General features: G+C 36.8%; 13 protein-coding genes and 1 pseudogene. 8 read left to right on the forward strand and 6 right to left on the reverse strand.

The features are described 5' to 3' along the window. Positions 1-2 precede the first annotated feature (2 nt). Positions 3-1,793: an ABC transporter substrate-binding protein gene (hbpA, locus tag SOI81_RS09065; RefSeq protein WP_239975646.1), complete on the reverse strand. Its 1,791-nt coding sequence runs from the start codon at positions 1,791-1,793 to the stop codon at positions 3-5. Between the two features lie 159 nt (positions 1,794-1,952). Here hbpA and SOI81_RS09070 point away from each other — a divergent pair. The 6 genes and pseudogenes from SOI81_RS09070 to SOI81_RS09095 form a co-directional block, all read left to right on the forward strand. Then, positions 1,953-2,021: pseudogene (locus SOI81_RS09070) on the forward strand (hypothetical protein); the annotation flags it as partial. Positions 2,022-2,568: 547 nt separating this feature from the next. Further along, positions 2,569-5,283, forward strand: a complete 2,715-nt coding sequence (locus tag SOI81_RS09075) for a TonB-dependent receptor (protein WP_320540584.1) — start codon at positions 2,569-2,571, stop codon at positions 5,281-5,283. A gap of 109 nt (positions 5,284-5,392) precedes the next feature. Next, positions 5,393-6,109 (forward strand): energy transducer TonB, encoded by a 717-nt coding sequence (locus SOI81_RS09080; RefSeq protein ID WP_239976049.1) that lies wholly within the window; start codon positions 5,393-5,395, stop codon positions 6,107-6,109. A 40-nt stretch (positions 6,110-6,149) separates the two neighbouring features. Continuing rightward, positions 6,150-7,031 carry a MotA/TolQ/ExbB proton channel family protein gene (locus tag SOI81_RS09085; RefSeq protein WP_239968313.1) on the forward strand — a complete coding sequence of 294 codons (882 nt, stop codon included), beginning with the start codon at positions 6,150-6,152 and terminating at the stop codon, positions 7,029-7,031. Positions 7,032-7,046: 15 nt separating this feature from the next. After that, entirely contained in the window at positions 7,047-7,469 is a 423-nt protein-coding gene (locus SOI81_RS09090; protein ID WP_151747996.1) for an ExbD/TolR family protein, read from the forward strand. Positions 7,470-7,488: 19 nt separating this feature from the next. After that, entirely contained in the window at positions 7,489-7,902 is a 414-nt protein-coding gene (locus tag SOI81_RS09095; protein WP_320540585.1) for a biopolymer transporter ExbD, read from the forward strand. Between the two features lie 69 nt (positions 7,903-7,971). Here the strand turns inward: SOI81_RS09095 and glcB are convergent, their stop codons facing one another. The 3 genes from glcB to SOI81_RS09110 all read right to left on the reverse strand — a co-directional run bounded on the left by glcB (position 7,972) and on the right by SOI81_RS09110 (position 12,747). Further along, positions 7,972-10,137 carry a malate synthase G gene (glcB, locus tag SOI81_RS09100; RefSeq protein WP_320540586.1) on the reverse strand — a complete coding sequence of 722 codons (2,166 nt, stop codon included), beginning with the start codon at positions 10,135-10,137 and terminating at the stop codon, positions 7,972-7,974. A 367-nt stretch (positions 10,138-10,504) separates the two neighbouring features. Continuing rightward, complete coding sequence (gene zapE, locus SOI81_RS09105; protein WP_057076148.1) at positions 10,505-11,647, reverse strand: cell division protein ZapE; 1,143 nt, start codon at positions 11,645-11,647, stop codon at positions 10,505-10,507. A gap of 77 nt (positions 11,648-11,724) precedes the next feature. Continuing rightward, complete coding sequence (locus SOI81_RS09110; protein ID WP_320540587.1) at positions 11,725-12,747, reverse strand: helix-turn-helix domain-containing protein; 1,023 nt, start codon at positions 12,745-12,747, stop codon at positions 11,725-11,727. Positions 12,748-12,868: 121 nt separating this feature from the next. On the opposite strand from SOI81_RS09110, the gene SOI81_RS09115 reads away from it, so the two are divergent. Both SOI81_RS09115 and SOI81_RS09120 read left to right on the forward strand, forming a co-directional pair. Further along, positions 12,869-14,416: a flavin-containing monooxygenase gene (locus SOI81_RS09115; RefSeq protein WP_239968321.1), complete on the forward strand. Its 1,548-nt coding sequence runs from the start codon at positions 12,869-12,871 to the stop codon at positions 14,414-14,416. Between the two features lie 46 nt (positions 14,417-14,462). Continuing rightward, positions 14,463-15,374 carry a lysine exporter LysO family protein gene (locus SOI81_RS09120; RefSeq protein ID WP_239968323.1) on the forward strand — a complete coding sequence of 304 codons (912 nt, stop codon included), beginning with the start codon at positions 14,463-14,465 and terminating at the stop codon, positions 15,372-15,374. Here SOI81_RS09120 and pyrF read toward each other — a convergent pair. Both pyrF and SOI81_RS09130 read right to left on the reverse strand, forming a co-directional pair. Further along, positions 15,371-16,069 carry an orotidine-5'-phosphate decarboxylase gene (gene pyrF / locus SOI81_RS09125; RefSeq protein ID WP_320138561.1) on the reverse strand — a complete coding sequence of 233 codons (699 nt, stop codon included), beginning with the start codon at positions 16,067-16,069 and terminating at the stop codon, positions 15,371-15,373. The genes SOI81_RS09120 and pyrF overlap by 4 nt on opposite strands. Positions 16,070-16,249: 180 nt before the next feature. Continuing rightward, positions 16,250-16,615 (reverse strand): lipopolysaccharide assembly protein LapA domain-containing protein, encoded by a 366-nt coding sequence (locus tag SOI81_RS09130; RefSeq protein WP_016141186.1) that lies wholly within the window; start codon positions 16,613-16,615, stop codon positions 16,250-16,252. Positions 16,616-16,636 lie beyond the last annotated feature (21 nt).

Consider the following 16,636-nt stretch of genomic DNA (forward strand, 5'->3'; position numbering starts at 1 on the left):
AATTATTTTTTAATAGGAGTAATATCAAGATATTGCCAGTTTGTATTCATCATAGGATGGGGTTTAAAACCCTGAACTTGTGGCCGTACTAACCAGTTACGAATACGGGTTACATGAACAATCCATGGATTATCAGCTTCAATCTGGCGGTTAAGCTTTTCGTAATATGGTAAGCGTTGTTGAGGCGGCAAATGGATGGCCTGAGTATAAAGCGCATCATAAGTTTTAGACTGATAACAAGCATGATTTCCCTGACCAGCATTTGGTCCATACAGTAATTGTGCAAAATTATCTCCCTCAGGATAGTCAGCAATCCATGCGCCACTCCAAATCATATATTTACATTGAGTTGCGGCTTTTAAGTTATCTGCAAAATTACTCACCTTAAAGTCAGCTCGAATGCCAATCGCATCCAGATTCTTTTTCCAGAGTTCGGAGTGGATAACTGAGGCCGAGCTATTTTCTGTATTAATTTTTAAAATTAAAGGTTTCCCGTTTGGCTGGGTTCTATAACCATCAGCACCTTTTTTATAACCATAATAATCAAGTAATTTATTTGCCAATAATGGATTGTACCCTACGCTACTTTTATATTTAGGGTTATAGCCATTTACACCTTCAGGTATAAACATTTCTGCTCTAACTGCTTGCCCTTTATAAGCCTGTTTTATACTTTCTTTTTGATTGTACGATAAAGTAATTGCTCTACGCAGAGCTATCTTTTCCGGGTTAAAACCACCAATGACCGGATCACGCATGTTCATCATCGTATAGGTCATTTCAGGTTCCTTATATGGGAAGTGCTTAATTCCTCTTTTCTGAAAAGAAGTCTTAAGTTGATTTCCATCTAAAGCTTGCGGAACAGCATCTGCTGTAAGTCTATCAAAATCTAATTGACCAGACTGAAAAGCTAACCATCGTGACTGTTGTTCTTCAATAATACTGACTACAACCTTACCAATTTGGGGCATTTTCTTACCGCTCATTTCTTTAATAAGCTGGTTATCCCACGGCGTGCCTGTTGACTTAAAATTCCAGACAAAACCTCGATAATCAGGATTGGCAACTAATTCGACCTTACTTCTCGGTACATATTTACTTAACATATAAGGTCCTGTACCAACTGGATGCATGCCAATACGATCACCGTAATAGTCAACAACCTCTTTAGCAACGCCACCAAAGGTAATATAGGCAAGAATATAAGGAAAGTTGAAGTCTTGGCGAGTGAGAGTAAATTGCAGAGTATATCGATCAAGCGCTTTGATCCCAGCAATGGGCGCAGCATAATCAAATTTTCCTGTTTTTTTTGCTTGAGCTACAACTACATCGGCCCCTACCAGTTTTCCATCCAGAAAAGAAACGGAAGGTGCTCTGTTTTTGGGGTCTAAAATACGTTTAATTGCATACACATAGTCTTCAGCTACCAACTCACGGCGTTTACCTTTAAAAGCAGGGTCCGCAGTAAAATAAATACGGGGTTTAATTTTAAAAGTATAAACTTTACCGCTTTGTTCCACTTTGGGCAGGCTCTCTACCGTATAGGGAACTAACTGTAATGGGCTTGCTAAATAATCATATTTGAGTAAAGGCTCAAATATGGCTTCAGCAATACTCGCGCTATAGAAATTAGTAGTCTTGACCATATCGAAACCATCATCTGGGGCTTCATAGGCAACGTGCAAAATTTTGTTTGGTTGTGCTGGCGTAATTGCGTAAGCACAAGGGACTGATGTAATAGCCAGACTTAAAATGGCGAGCTTAAAAAATTTTAATTTCAAGTTCATACCCACGTAATTAGTTTTTTTAAAAGATATTATCCTTTTGAGTAACATCTAAATCTGCATAAGAAAAGTTCTTTTTCGACAGATAGGCCTATTTAGGTTTTAAAATTCACTTTCCTTTATCACCTTTTTATTTGATCAAATGGAAAAATAAACTTAAATACCTAGAGTTTTATAACTATTGAATATAAAGCGAATTTCATGCCATTTATTAATATCCATCTTAAAATATTTTAAAATATTAAAAATTCATATTTTTATTAGATACTTAAAAACATTTGAACTATATAAATAAAAGTAACTTTTTGCCAAATATTATATTCATATAAGTTAATCATCTCACACCTTAAATGCACAAATAAAATACATTAAAAATTAATTATGATCCACATTAGAACCAGCTTACTTTACACATAATTTTTAAATAATTTATTGATTAATAATTAAATTATAATTAAACCACATAATTATAAATATTATAACATTACCTATTAAAAAGCTCTAAAACGATACATTTTTATTTAAAAAGCATGTGAAGAGTCTAGTAATGTATATTTTTTACACAAATAAATTTGAAACTTTTCGCCACCATCAAAAATTTTTCCAAATGGAAAATTTATTTTTATCTCAAAAAAGCTAAAGCACCCTACTCAACCATAATAAAATCAATATATATCAATATTTTGCATAAACTAAAAAAAGAAAAATATATAGTTGGCACTTGCTTTGCTTAAAAACTTTCCAGCAATATCGCTAACGACAACAAAAAGGGATCAAATCCACGATGAAAAAAAAATACAATGTTCGATCTCAGGTAACCCCCAAGATTGGCAAAACAATTCTTAAATTAAGCACCCTTAGTTTAAGCATGATGTGTCTTACGATGGCACAAGCAGCAGAAACAGAACAATCAAGTACCGATGAAAAACCAACAAAAGTCGTAAAAGTTGCGGTGACAGGTTCTTCAATTAAAGGGGTTGCAGCACAAAGTGCTTCGCCCATTACTATCGTAAAAGTTGACGAAATTTTAAAACAAGGGGTGACAACAACCGAAGAGGCCTTAGCAAAAATCAGTGCAAATCAATCAAGTTTTGTTACTGCGCAAAATGTAGGCGCTAGTGGAACTGTAGGGTCAGCAGCAGATCTCCGAGGAATTGGTGCCAATAAAACCTTAATCTTACTTAATGGTCGTCGGTTGGCTGCAAATGCATATGATAGCGGCGTCACAAACTTAAATATTATTCCACTCGCTATGTTAGATCGCATTGAGGTCTTACGAGATGGAGCATCAGCAATTTATGGTACAGATGCGATTGGTGGTGTAATCAACTTCATTACTAAAAAACAATTTACTGGTTTAAACATCAGTGGAGGTTTGACACAACCAGAGCAAAATGGGGGGGATACACAAGATGTAAGCGTATTTGGTGGTTATGGTGATCTTGATGAAAATGGCTTCAATATCTTTGGTGTCGTTGATTATCGACATGGCAACGATGTTATGGCTAAAGATCGTAAAGTTAGTAAACGCGGAGGATTATTGCCAGAGTTAGGTATTACAAAAGGTAGTAGTGGTAGTTTTCCTGCTAACTTTTATGACACAAAAACTGGTACCGAAGGAAACCCATATGCAGCAACTGGATGCGGGAATAACCCGCTCGTGTACGCTCAAGGTGGATTCTGCCGCTATAACAGTCAAGCAGTGATTGGAATTGTTCCAAAAACTGAAGATATCTCAGCATTGGGACGCGCTACTTTTAAGCTAAATGACAATTTAAATGCTGTAGCAGAATATGTTTACGCACGCAATGAAATTACTACTTCTGTCGCTCCAGACGTTTTCTTCGATTTAACATTGAATCCTGATAGTAAATATTATCCAGGTAATGGAATTACACCTGCTATGAATAAAGTCAGTGGCCCACTTGAACTTTATATTCGTTCTCAAGCTGGTAATCGTGTTAGTTCTAGTATTAATGAGTCACATCGAATATTCGGTGGTTTAGAAGGCGAAGCTTATGGTTGGGATATCAATACCGGTATTACTTATGCTCATAGCGAAGCAGAAGACCGGCTAAACAGTGGATATCTTAACTACAAAAAAACTCAAGAAGCTTTAAATAATGGGGTTTTAAACCCTTTTGGACCACAAGCACCAAAAGATGCGGGTTTATGGGATACACTGGGCGTAACTGGTACTTATTTAAAAGCAGATGTTGATTCAACTACTGTTGATTTCACTGCTAGTCGACCTATATTTACATTACCAGCAGGTGACGTTGGTTTTGCAGTAGGAGCTAGCTATCGCCATGATGAATGGACCTCAAACGTGGTTTCTGAAGTGGCTAGTCAAGCACCAAGTACAGGGGTTGATCCTGATGAACCTACAAATAAAGGAAAAAGAGATATTAAAGCAGTCTTTACTGAACTGCATATTCCATTACATAAAACATTAGAGGCTCAACTTGCAGCCCGTTACGATGATTATAGTGATTTCGGAGATACGTTTAATCCTAAATTCGCACTTCGCTGGGAACCAATTAAACAATTAATGTTTCGTACCTCTTATAGCACAGGATTTAGAGCACCAACTTTATGGGAAGTAAATGCTCCTAACTCTATAACAAATACTTCAGCTTACTATAATGATCCTGTACTTTGTCCGAATGGCCCTCCTAAAAATCCAGGAGATACTCTTCCACCTGGTGGTGTTGCCAGCCGTGATTGCGAAACCCAATTTGACCGCAAAAATGGAGGAAATAAAGATCTTGATCCTGAGGAATCAAAATCGTTTACAGCTGGTTTGGTTCTAGAACCAATTAAGAATTTAGTTCTAACTTTAGACTACTTTAATATTGAAGTTGAAAACCAAATAGCAGCATTACCTGAAGGTGATATTTTTAACAATCCAACAAAATATGCCGATAAGTTCGTACGTAATCCAGATGGAACACTTAATCATATCATTACAACTCAAGACAATATGGGTGACTTAAAAACTTCAGGAGTTGATGTAAGTTTAAACTATATAACACCAATGACAGCAACAGGTCGATTTGGTTTTGGAATTGATGGAACTTATGTCATTAAATATAAATATCAAAATGAAAAAGATGGGGAATGGATTAGTAGTTTAGGAGCATATGTTGGAGATGCTCCAATTATTCGTTGGAAACATACTGCTAATTTATATTGGAATTACCAAAACTGGGGTGTAAATTTCCAACAACAATTCACTCGTGGTTACGATGACCAAAATTCAAGTTCTTCTGTTGCGGAAGGTTATCGCGATCATAAAGTAAGCGACTATACAATTTATAATATTTCAGGAACATACAAAGGCTTTAAAAATCTAGAAGTTACAGCAGGTATTAAGAATATCTTTGATGAAGACCCTCCTGCTTCAAATGTTGGTGACAACTTCCAAATGGGATATGACCCACGTTACGCAGATCCTTTAGGACGTACCTACTTTGTACGAGGTACATATAAGTTCTAAATGGTTGTTCTGCAAATATAACTCTCAACAGTTAGTTTGCAGAACAAATACTCATTCTTAGCCAAACAGTCATTTAAAAAATTGTTTGTCTACAGTTTCAGGAGTAACTATGGGCATGACTTTTACAGACATAGAAAATAAATCTGCCAAACGCCTAATTGGTATTGCTGCAGTCATTTTTCTGCATCTTCTTGTTGCCTATATTCTGATGTCAGGTTTAGCAAACAATATTCAAAAACCAGCAGAAAAACCTGTGGAATTACAAATTATTCAGGATATTAAGCCGCCGCCTCCTCCACCAAAGCCGGAAGAGCATAAACCAAAGGAAAAACCACCTGAGCCACCCAAAATAGTAGAAAAAGTTGCCAAGGTTCCAGAGCCGCCTAAACAAGTAGAGAAAGTAGCAACACCGGTACAAAAAACGACACCAGTGGCTCAACCGACTAAAGTGGCTACCCCAGTTGCTGCGGCACCTAGCACTCCATCTCCAAGCCCTGTTGCTGCACCAGCTCCAGTGGCTGCTGCGCCGGCACCAAAACCAGCTGGTGTAAGTCGTGGAGTTTCGGAAGGCTCTGCTGGCTGTGAAAAACCGGAATATCCTCGTGAAGCACTGATGAATGAAGAACAAGGAACGGTGCGTATACGTGTTTTAGTTGATACATCCGGCAAAGTCATTGATGCCAAAGTAAAAAAATCGAGTGGTAGCAAAATTTTAGATAAGGCGGCAACTAAAGCTTACAGCTTATGTACGTTCAAACCAGCAATGAAAGATGGTGTGCCTCAGCAAGATTGGTATGAAATTGAATATCCATTCGTAATTGAATAAACAATTGAATTAGTAAGAAATTAAAAAATATTGGAGATATATGATGAAAAAATCAACTCAACCTTTAGTTCGTTTCGCTTCTGCAAGTCTAATCGCAGCTTGCTCGTTATTTCCATTAAGCTCAGTTTTCGCAGAAGAAACAAGCAATGCACCTGTAGCCACAGCAACCACTGAAGCCACATCAAATACAAATACTCCAACCCCACCACCAAAGCCCGCAACGAGTGAAACTGTTAAAAATCCTTATGGTCTAGAAGCCCTTTGGCGTGAAGGTGACTTAGTTGCTAAGTCTACATTATTTATTTTAGTACTCATGTCGATTGGAACTTGGTACATCATCATTTCTAAACTATTGCAGCAAGGTAAAGTCAAACGCCAAGGCAAAGAAGCTGAAAAACATTTCTGGGAGGCTACTTCCCTTGATAATGCTGCGGAAGGTTTAGAACAAAGTAGTGCTTATCGCTTTATTGCAGAAAAAGGCATTAATTCAACTAAATCACACGGCGGTTCTTTACTTGAACGAATCGATTTTAATACATGGGTAAGCATTTCTATCCAACGCGCAATTGAAAAAATACAAAATCATTTAGGTGGTGGTTTAGCCTTTTTAGCGACGGTAGGTTCTACTGCACCATTTGTTGGACTTTTTGGTACTGTATGGGGAATTTATCACGCATTAACAGCCATCGGTATCTCAGGTCAAGCATCTATCGATAAAGTTGCGGGCCCCGTTGGTGAAGCTTTAATTATGACGGCTATTGGTCTTGCAGTCGCAGTACCTGCTGTACTGGGATACAACTGGCTTACTCGCCGCAATAAAGCTGTTATGGAAAATGTCCGTTCATTTGGCTCAGATTTACACGCGGTTTTATTAAGTGGAGAAATTAATACCAATAATTCAGTTAACCGTAATATTAAATAATCAGGAGCAAACATTATGGGTATGAGTGTTGGTTCTGAAGATGATGATGAAATGATTGGAACAATTAACACGACACCTCTGGTAGATGTCATGTTGGTTTTACTTATTATTTTTCTTATTACTATTCCAGTAGTTACACATACGGTTCCAGTGAAACTACCAGAAGAAAAAAATACTCCGTACGCAACCACGCCTGAAAATATTCAACTCTCAGTCAATAAGACAGGAGATATTTTCTGGAACGAAAGTTATGTACCGAATAAAGAAATATTGTTAGCAAAATTACAAGCCGTGGCACAAAAAAGACCACAGCCTGAGGTACATATTCGAGGAGATCAGCTTACCCATTTTGAAGCGATAGATCAGGTCATTAGTACAACCAAACAAGCTGGTATTGGCAAAATTGCCTTTGTTACTACCCCACCAGCCTCCCCGTAATGATTTTAAGGAGAATTTTATGGGTATGAATGTCGGTTCAAATAATGATGACGATGTAATGTTGGAAGTCAATATGACACCGCTTATTGATGTCATGCTGGTACTTATTATTATGTTTATTATTACTATACCTGCACCAAACAACGCGATTAATATTAATTTACCAAATGGGACACCACCACCAACAAATGAAAAGCCACCGGAAGTAATTGATGTAAGAATTGATGCAGCAGGTAAAGTGTTTTGGAATAACCAAGAGGTTTCTGACCGTACGGCATTAGAAACTTTATTTCAAACTGTTGTTGCCAAAAAAGATCAAGACCAGATCAAACTCAAACCAGACAAAATGGCTGAATATAAAAATGTAGCAATGGTCATGGCTACAGCACAGCGTTTAGGGGTCACTAAAATTGGAATTGTGAGTAATAATTAAGTCATACATTTAATTTATTCTTTCAAATAAAAAAGCCTCCGAAGAGGCTTTTTTTATGACAGGTTAAAATTAGTCACCTGTATAACCTTTTAATTTTAAACGAGCAGCATGAAGTAACGGCTCAGTATAACCTGAAGGCTGTTCACAACCTTTAAAGATAAGGTCTGAAGCTGCTTGGAAAGCAATGTTAGTTTCAAAGTTAGCAGCCATTGGTTTATACAATGAATCATTCGCATTTTGCTCATCAACAATTTTTGCCATGCGTTTAAGCACTTCTTCAACTTGTTCACGAGTCACGATACCGTGACGTAACCAGTTTGCAACGTGTTGAGAAGAAATACGTAAGGTTGCACGGTCTTCCATTAAGCCTACGTTATTAATATCAGGAACTTTCGAACAACCCACGCCTAAGTCAACCCAACGAACAACGTAACCTAAAATACCTTGGCAGTTATTTTCAAGCTCATTGTTAATCTCTTCTGCTGTCCAGTTTGTTTCTGGTGCAAATGGAGGAGTTAACAAGTCATCTAATGACAACATTTCTTCAGCTTTTAACTGATCTTGACGTGCTTTTACATTCACTTGATGGTAATGCATCGCGTGAAGTACAGCACCTGTTGGAGATGGTACCCAAGCACATGAAGCACCCGCATTTGGATGTGCAGCTTTGGTTGCTAACATATCTTTCATGCTATCTGGTTTTGGCCACATGCCTTTACCAATCTGTGCTTTACCTTGTAAACCACATTTCAAACCTATTGCAACGTTACGGTTTTCGTAAGCAGCAATCCATTTTTGTGTTTTAACAGCTTCTTTACGAACAACTGGCGCAGCTTCCATAGAAGTATGGATTTCATCACCTGTACGGTCCATGAAACCAGTATTAATAAAGATCGTACGGTCTTTAGCAGCAGCAATACAGTTTTTCAAGTTTACAGATGTACGGCGCTCTTCATCCATAATACCGATTTTTAATGATTTAGGTGGCAACCCAATCGCCTGTTCAGCACGTTCAAATAGCTCTACAGCAAACGCAACTTCTTCTGGTCCATGCATTTTTGGCTTAACAATATACATAGAACCTTTGCGTGAGTTCTTATTTTCGTTTGTACTACGGATATCAGCAATTGATAACAATGGTGTTACCAATGCATCCATAATACCTTCAAAAATCTCTTCCCCATCTACTAAAATAGCTGGGTTAGTCATTAAGTGACCTACGTTACGAAGTAACATAAGTGAACGACCATGAAGTTTTGTAGTTCCACCAATTAAGTTTTTAATTTCGCGATCTTTATTTAAATCACGAACAATCGTTTTACCATTCTTTTCGATAGATTCTTGAAGCGTACCCTTCATTAAACCTAACCAGTTACGGTAACCTTCAACTTTTTCCTCTGCGTCCACAGCCGCAACAGAGTCTTCCAAATCTTGAATTGTGGTTACTGCCGCTTCAAATGTTAAATCTTTAACACCAGCAGAATCAGTTTGTCCAATTGGGCTAGAAGGGTCGATTTCAATAATGACATGAAGACCATTGCTTAATAGTACGACTTCTGAAGGATTTGCTTCTTCACCGTTGAAACCAACGAACTGAGCTTCATGAGCTAAGCCTGTTTTTGAACCATCTTTCAAAGTTACAACAAGTTTATTTTGGTCAATCGCATATTTTGTTGCATCTGCATGTGAACCTTGCGCAAGTGGGAAAACTTCATTTAAGAAATTTTTAGCAAACTCAATAACTTTTGCACCGCGTATAGGGTTATATCCTTTGCCTTTTTCAGCTCCACCTTCTTCAGAAATTACATCGAAGCCGTAAAGTGCATCATATAAAGAACCCCAACGAGCATTTGCTGCATTCAAGCAATAACGTGCATTACGTACAGGTACAACTAACTGTGGCCCTGCCAACAACGCAATTTCTTCATCAACATTTTCAGTTGTGATTTGGAAGTCTTCAACTTCCGGTAATAAATAACCAATTTCAGTTAAGAACGCTTTATAAGCACCTAATTCAAATTTGTTGTTACGGTGCCATTCATCAATTTTTGCTTGTAATTCATCACGCTTAGCCAATAATGCTTTATTTTTTGGGCTAAGATCGACAACAACTTGCTCAAAGTTCTTCCAGTAAGTTTCACTATCTAAACCAGAACCTGGTAAAGCTTCATTTTCGATAAAATCGTAAAGTTCTTTAGCAATCGCTAACTTGCCTTTTTGAATACGTGCAGTCATTGTCTTTCCTGAAGTTGCTACTTTTTATACCAAGAGAATCCTAGTATACCGATTTAAATTAAGCTGAATACTAATATCACATTCCTAAATAGTAAGCATTTTCCCTTGTAAAACTATTGACAAAGATAAATTTTTCTATAAAGGAAATATTAAAATTCTAACTAGGATTCCCAACAATTTATTCAATATTTAAAGATACTGAAACTAGACTTTTTGTTAACAGACAAAAAATTTCACTATCTTGTTTTTCTAAAGCGTATTTAGTTATATCAAACTTTACAGTGCGAAAAAGCACTATTTAACTAAATTTATCAATTTTTGTTGTAAAAAAAGCGCCCTGTTTAGAGCGCTTTTTATATCTATTTTTTTATGCGTTTTTAGTATCATCAATATGACGATGTTCAGAATGTAAATATTCGTCAGATTGCATTTCGAGTAACCGTGAACGCGTACGCTCAATTTCAAATGCTAATTTTTCACCCTGATAAATATCAATAATACTATCTTGAGACGTTAAAAGTAATTTCACACCTCGATCATAGAATTCATCGACTAGGTAAATAAAACGACGTGTACCTTCTGACAAGAAATCTGTCAAATGAGGAACATTACTGACTAGAACCGTATTATAAATATTTGCAATTTCAATAAAATCTGCTGGGCTACGTGGTTTAAAGCAGAGTTCAGAAAACTCACACCACAACACGTCTTCTGTATGTCCGAGTGTCTCGACAACACGGTTATTAATCACAATCGGCTCTTGAGAATGAGCTTGTGTATGAGTTAATGCATTAAAGCGCTCTGACATCCAGTTTTGTGCTTCATTACTTAATGGTGATTTAAATAATTGAGCCTGTTTTAGTACACGTAGACGATAGTCCACGCCCGCATCTACATTTAAAACAGCACAGTTCTTTTTAACCATTTCAATTGTTGGTAAGAAGCGATCGCGATGAATACCGTTTTTATATAAGCCATCTGGGGCAATATTTGATGTTGCAATTAATGTCACACCGCGGACAAATAATTTTTGGAATAAATCACTCAAGATCATTGCATCTGTTACGTTTGATACAAAGAATTCATCAAAACAGATAACAACAGCATCTTTATAAATTTGGTCAGCTACAATTTCAAGCGGATTACGTTGGCCTGAAAGCTTATTTAGCTCTTTATGAACATGTTGCATGAAATGATGAAAATGCATACGCGTTTTACGGCGAAATGGCACAGACTCGTAAAATTGATCCATCAGCCAAGTTTTTCCACGACCTACTCCGCCCCACATATATACACCCTTAGGTGAAGTTTGGCGACGAAAACGACGGAAAGCTTTTTTAGAGGCTTTATAACGGTTTAAAAGTTCCTTCCATACGCGATCTAATTCTTGCACTGCCTGTGCTTGCGCTTCATCTGCCATAAATTGGCCTGAAGCTAAAGCCTCAGCATAGCGTTCTGCTGGGGAAGAAGGAGTGAATGCAGTACTATGAGAAGATTTTAAATTTAACATATCGTTTTATTTCAATTTTAACTGATGAGAGTATAGCGAACATTTTGTTCAACCACATTAGCTTTTAGCATCAAGAGTTACGACGATGACTCTTTTGCATATTGTCGAGGACTCTGCCCAAACCATCGTTTAAAAGCATGATTAAATGCCGCTGGTTCAGAATAGCCGAGTAATTCGGCAACGACCTCCATTGAGTATTCCCTATATTCCATAAGCTTCAATGCCTTATTCTTGATAATTTGTTCACGAATTTGCTTATAACTCGTATTTAGCTGTTGCAATTGATGCCTTAATGTCCTTTCAGGCATTTTCAATGCAAAAGCCGTTTCTGCCATGCTCGGGATAATTCCTTGTTGCAACTCAAGATAATCTTGTACACATTGTATGATATGTGGAGTTTGATGATCTTGTTGACTTAATCTTGTTATTTCTGCAATACATTTTGATTCATAAATACGATGTGTAATGATATCGGCGGAAGGAATCTTGATTTCAAGTACATCCTTACTTAGGCTAAACGCCGCATATTTACCATTAAAATGCACATCTTCGCCATAATATGCAAAATAGCGAGATAGAGTATCTGAGTCAGTTGGTTTTTCAAATGGAAGTTCTATACGCATCGTAGGCATTTGTAATCCCATCATCGTATAAATATCTTGAATAAACTTATAAGTCCCCGAGACTTCGCATTGTGCCCGTAACTGACCAATTTCAGTTTTCAAATCAACAGGCAAATAATTTAGAATGGTGCGCTCATCAGTTTCGTATAAACCTAAGCTACCAAATAAGTGAGTAAGTTTTTGATATTTTATACCTTTATTTAAAGCAGTTTGAATATCATGACTTGTAACAAGCAACATAAGCAAGGGTCCATACCCTGCTAAAGCGTAATGCTGTCCAATAAATAATCCCTTTTCAGGCTCAACATTTTTACTAATAATTTGTTGAATATCCCATTCAAGACGATCATGAATTGTAGAACTTGGGTCTAAAGCATCAACTTTAATACCTATATCGGCCAAACGTGAGTCGACATCAATGCCAGCGTTGCGCATTCCTTGAATTAAATAGATTAAACCAAGTATCGACCGTTTCATTCTTCTATCAATTTCCCTAGACTGAAATGTTTTACTATAAAGAAGCAAGAAAATTAATTGCCTAATCTATCAATTTTCACGTCGATACAATCATGTTTAAACTGATCAAAAAACGTTAGTCTTGCGTGCAATCCTCTTTTCAGCTTATGCAGGGTTTCCAATGCTAAACGCAAAGCAAGATGCTATTCAAAAAACTAAAATCGCTATTATTGGGGCTGGATTTGGTGGCCTAGCAATGGCAATCCGTTTACTACAAAATCAACAGCATGACTTTGTTATTTTAGAAAAATCAAATGATGTTGGTGGAACTTGGCGAGAAAATCGCTATCCAGGTGCAGCGTGTGATGTTCAATCTCATATGTATTCCTTGTCTTTTGCACCAAAGACCGATTGGACCAAACGCTATGCTGAAGGTCCAGAAATTTTTGAATATATTCAGAATATTACAGAAAAATATAAAATTAAAAATTACTGTAAGTTTAAGCATGACGTAACTCATGTCCAATATAATGAAACACGTCATGTGTGGACTCTAGATTTTAAGGACCAGCCTTCTATAGAAGCTCAATTTGTAGTTTTTGCCTCAGGTCCCTTACACATTCCCCAAATTCCTCCTATCAAAGGAATCGAAAAATTCAAAGGGAAAGTATTTCATTCCTCACAATGGGAATACGACTATAACTTGAACGGCAAGTCAGTCGCATCTATTGGTACGGGCGGCAGTGCGATACAATATATTCCTGAAATAGCTAAAGATGTTAAACAACTTTATGTATTTCAAAGAACGGCTGCGTGGGTCATACCGCGAGATGAGCGCAAATATTCAAGCTTAAGTAAAGCATTATTCAAATCTTCAAATATTTATCGCCAAATTCATCGTAGTCGTCTTTACTGGAGTAATGAATCTCGCGTTGTGCCAATTGTTCAACCTCAAATCATGAAATATGGCCAAAAATTGGCAGAAGCATTCATACGTTTTCAAGTCAAAGATAAAGAGCTAGCGAAAAAACTCACACCTGACTTCGTCATGGGATGTAAACGTATTCTTATCTCAAATAAATACTTTCCTACCTTTAACCGAAAAAATGTTGAGTTAGTCACTGATAGCATTCAAGAGATTAAAGAAAACAGTATTATTACTAAAGATGGTAAAGAACGACCTATTGATTGTTTAATTTACGGTACAGGTTTTATTACTGACCCACGTATTTATTTAAAACATTTCACCTGTATTGGACGCAATCAAATCGAGCTAAAACAAGCTTGGAAAGATGGTGCAGAAAGTTATTATGGAATAATGACCAAGAATTTTCCTAACCTATTCCAACTCGTCGGGCCAAATACTGTTTTAGGTCATAATTCGATTATTTTTATGATTGAATCTCAAGTAAATTACATTTTACAGCTTATTCAACTTGTAGAAAAATCTGGTCAACAAGCAATTGAGATTAAACCAGAAGTTCAAGACGCTTTTAATGAACGTGTTCAAAAGCAGCTTCAAGGAACTGTATGGCAAGCTGGTGGTTGTAGTAGCTGGTATCAATCTGCCGATGGAAAGAACTTTTCTCTATGGCCAACTTACACATGGAAGTATTGGTTAGAAACACGTAAAGTTAAGTCCAAAGATTACTTACTTTTAAATAAAAATTCACAGAGCTATGCAGCTTAAAATATTCAAGACATAATAGGTAGGTTGATAACAATCTATCTATTATATGCAATCCTTTTATCTCATCATTCAAATATTTTTAGCACTTGCTTCCGGTTATTTTTTAGCTCCAAAACTATCTCTAAATATCCGACACTTCATATTTAAAATACTTCCCTATTTTTCTTATATTCTCTTAGCGAGTGTAGCTTTAGAATTAACATTGGCCCTTGACCAAATTGAGAATCCTTCTGCCATACTCCCACCAGCGATTATTATTGCTCTTACAACATCTTTCGGTTCTTTCTTTACCTGTTTATTGGCCTATACAATTTTTGATAAACAAAGTGTTAAAGGGAAAATCTCACTTCAGCTTTTTGTAAATGCTTTAAAAAATATTGCAAAAGCTTTTTTTGCATTAGGGATAGGTGTTTTATTGGGAGCTATTGCCACTCAATTCAACTCACATATGGCATTTAATAGTTGGTATTTATTATTACTATTTATTTTCTTAATTGGTATTGAACTTGCCTTCACTCATTTTAACCGTACATGGTTAAGCTGGAAAATTTTAATTGTACCTTTAGCTGCTTTTCTAGGGTCATGTATAGCGGGCTTTTTGAATTACTATTTACTTCACAAGCATTTTACACTTAATGAAACTTTAGCTTTAGCACAAGGTTATGGCTGGTATTCAATGTCAGGGATCTTATTTACGCAATTACATTCAGCAGAGTTGGGTGGAATCGCCTTATTAACTGACTTATTTAGAGAAATTGTTGCTATTTTTCTAATGTATACCATGGGTTGGCGTTTTCCACGCCCTGCTATCTCAAGCGCTGGCGCAACGTCAATGGATGTTACCTTAGCAATGGTAAAACAGTCATGCGGTACACATTATGTACCACATGCCATGATGAGTGGCTTATTATTAAGCCTACTCGCCCCGTTGTTAATTAGCTTATTCCTAAATCTTTAGGCAATTGAAGCCAAAATAGATTTCAACATTTCTGTTGGGTTTTCTGCTTTAGTAATCGGTCGACCAATAACCAGATGTGTAGAACCATCAAGCATAGCTTGCTTTGGAGTCACAATACGTTTTTGGTCGTCTGCATTAGAACCCTCTGGGCGAATTCCTGGTGTTACCAAAGAGAAGTCTTGCCCGATCAATTCGCGAAGAATCTTAGCTTCTTGAGCAGAACAAACCACCCCATCCAAGCCACTTTCTTTAGTTAATTGAGCTAAGCGCTTCACATGCTCTACAGGTTCAATATCTAAACCAATATCTTTTAAATCTTCACGGCCCATTGATGTGAGTACTGTCACAGCAATAAGTTGAGTTTGATAGTTACCTGCTTTTAAACGTTCAACACAGGTTTCCATCATTTTACGACCACCTGAAGCATGAACATTTACCATCCATACGCCTAAATCAGCTGCCGCACAAACAGCTTGAGCTGTAGTATTAGGAATATCGTGAAATTTAAGGTCGAGGAAAACTTCAAAATTTTGTTCTTGGAGTTTTTTTACAACAGAGGGGCCTTCATGAGTAAAAAGCTCTTTACCTACTTTTACACGGCACAAAGCAGGGTCAAGCTGTTCAACAATTTTTAAAGCGTCATATTGGCTTTTTGCATCTAACGCAACAATGATACTCAAGAGACTTTCTTCCATCATATAAAATCAGCGTTATTATAATAGACAAATCATGAAGGAATAAAGGAATGTAGATGCTCGCTTTCCAAATTTAAAAGCGATAAGACTAAAAGAGTTTATATTTAGAAGAATAAAAGAAGAATGGATTACATTAGGGCGATACTACTCTTTACTCATCAATAAAGAGTAGTACGGGGATTATAGCGGAGTAGAATTTTTATCTTGCGGATAAATATCTACAACGGTTTTTTCATGTCTTACATTAGCAGCTGCTTCTGCTGCTGCTAATTGAGCACTTTGGATTTGTTCTTTTCTTAAATGTTCAATATCTTTACGCAGGCGTTTAATTTCCCAACCTTTTTGGAATACTCTGAAAACCTGTACACCTAGTAAAAGACCGACCACTGTTCCTAGTACTAATGTGAGTAGCAATAATAAGCCTAAACGCATAGCAGGAACTTGAGTAAATAACAAATCAACAGAAAGCTCTGTTGGATTTTGCAAAACAAGTGCTAAAGAATAGCCAAATACAACAATAAGCAATGCAATTAAAATATAACGCATAGGCACCCCGACTTATAAATT

The sequence above is a fragment of the Acinetobacter pittii genome (assembly GCF_034067285.1).
In the GTDB taxonomy this organism is placed as follows: Bacteria; Pseudomonadota; Gammaproteobacteria; order Pseudomonadales; family Moraxellaceae; genus Acinetobacter; species Acinetobacter pittii_E.

What these genes read in the sequence shown, in the direction of transcription:
- SOI81_RS09075 (WP_320540584.1), top strand. Translation starts at nt 2,569, where the DNA reads ATGAAAAAAAAATACAATGTTCGATCTCAGGTAACCCCCAAGATTGGC.
- SOI81_RS09080 (WP_239976049.1), top strand. Translation starts at nt 5,393, where the DNA reads ATGGGCATGACTTTTACAGACATAGAAAATAAATCTGCCAAACGCCTA.
- SOI81_RS09085 (WP_239968313.1), top strand. Translation starts at nt 6,150, where the DNA reads ATGATGAAAAAATCAACTCAACCTTTAGTTCGTTTCGCTTCTGCAAGT.
- SOI81_RS09090 (WP_151747996.1), top strand. Translation starts at nt 7,047, where the DNA reads ATGGGTATGAGTGTTGGTTCTGAAGATGATGATGAAATGATTGGAACA.
- SOI81_RS09095 (WP_320540585.1), top strand. Translation starts at nt 7,489, where the DNA reads ATGGGTATGAATGTCGGTTCAAATAATGATGACGATGTAATGTTGGAA.
- glcB (WP_320540586.1), bottom strand. Translation starts at nt 10,137, where the DNA reads ATGACTGCACGTATTCAAAAAGGCAAGTTAGCGATTGCTAAAGAACTT.
- zapE (WP_057076148.1), bottom strand. Translation starts at nt 11,647, where the DNA reads ATGTTAAATTTAAAATCTTCTCATAGTACTGCATTCACTCCTTCTTCC.
- SOI81_RS09110 (WP_320540587.1), bottom strand. Translation starts at nt 12,747, where the DNA reads ATGAAACGGTCGATACTTGGTTTAATCTATTTAATTCAAGGAATGCGC.
- SOI81_RS09120 (WP_239968323.1), top strand. Translation starts at nt 14,463, where the DNA reads ATGCAATCCTTTTATCTCATCATTCAAATATTTTTAGCACTTGCTTCC.
- pyrF (WP_320138561.1), bottom strand. Translation starts at nt 16,069, where the DNA reads ATGGAAGAAAGTCTCTTGAGTATCATTGTTGCGTTAGATGCAAAAAGC.
- SOI81_RS09130 (WP_016141186.1), bottom strand. Translation starts at nt 16,615, where the DNA reads ATGCGTTATATTTTAATTGCATTGCTTATTGTTGTATTTGGCTATTCT.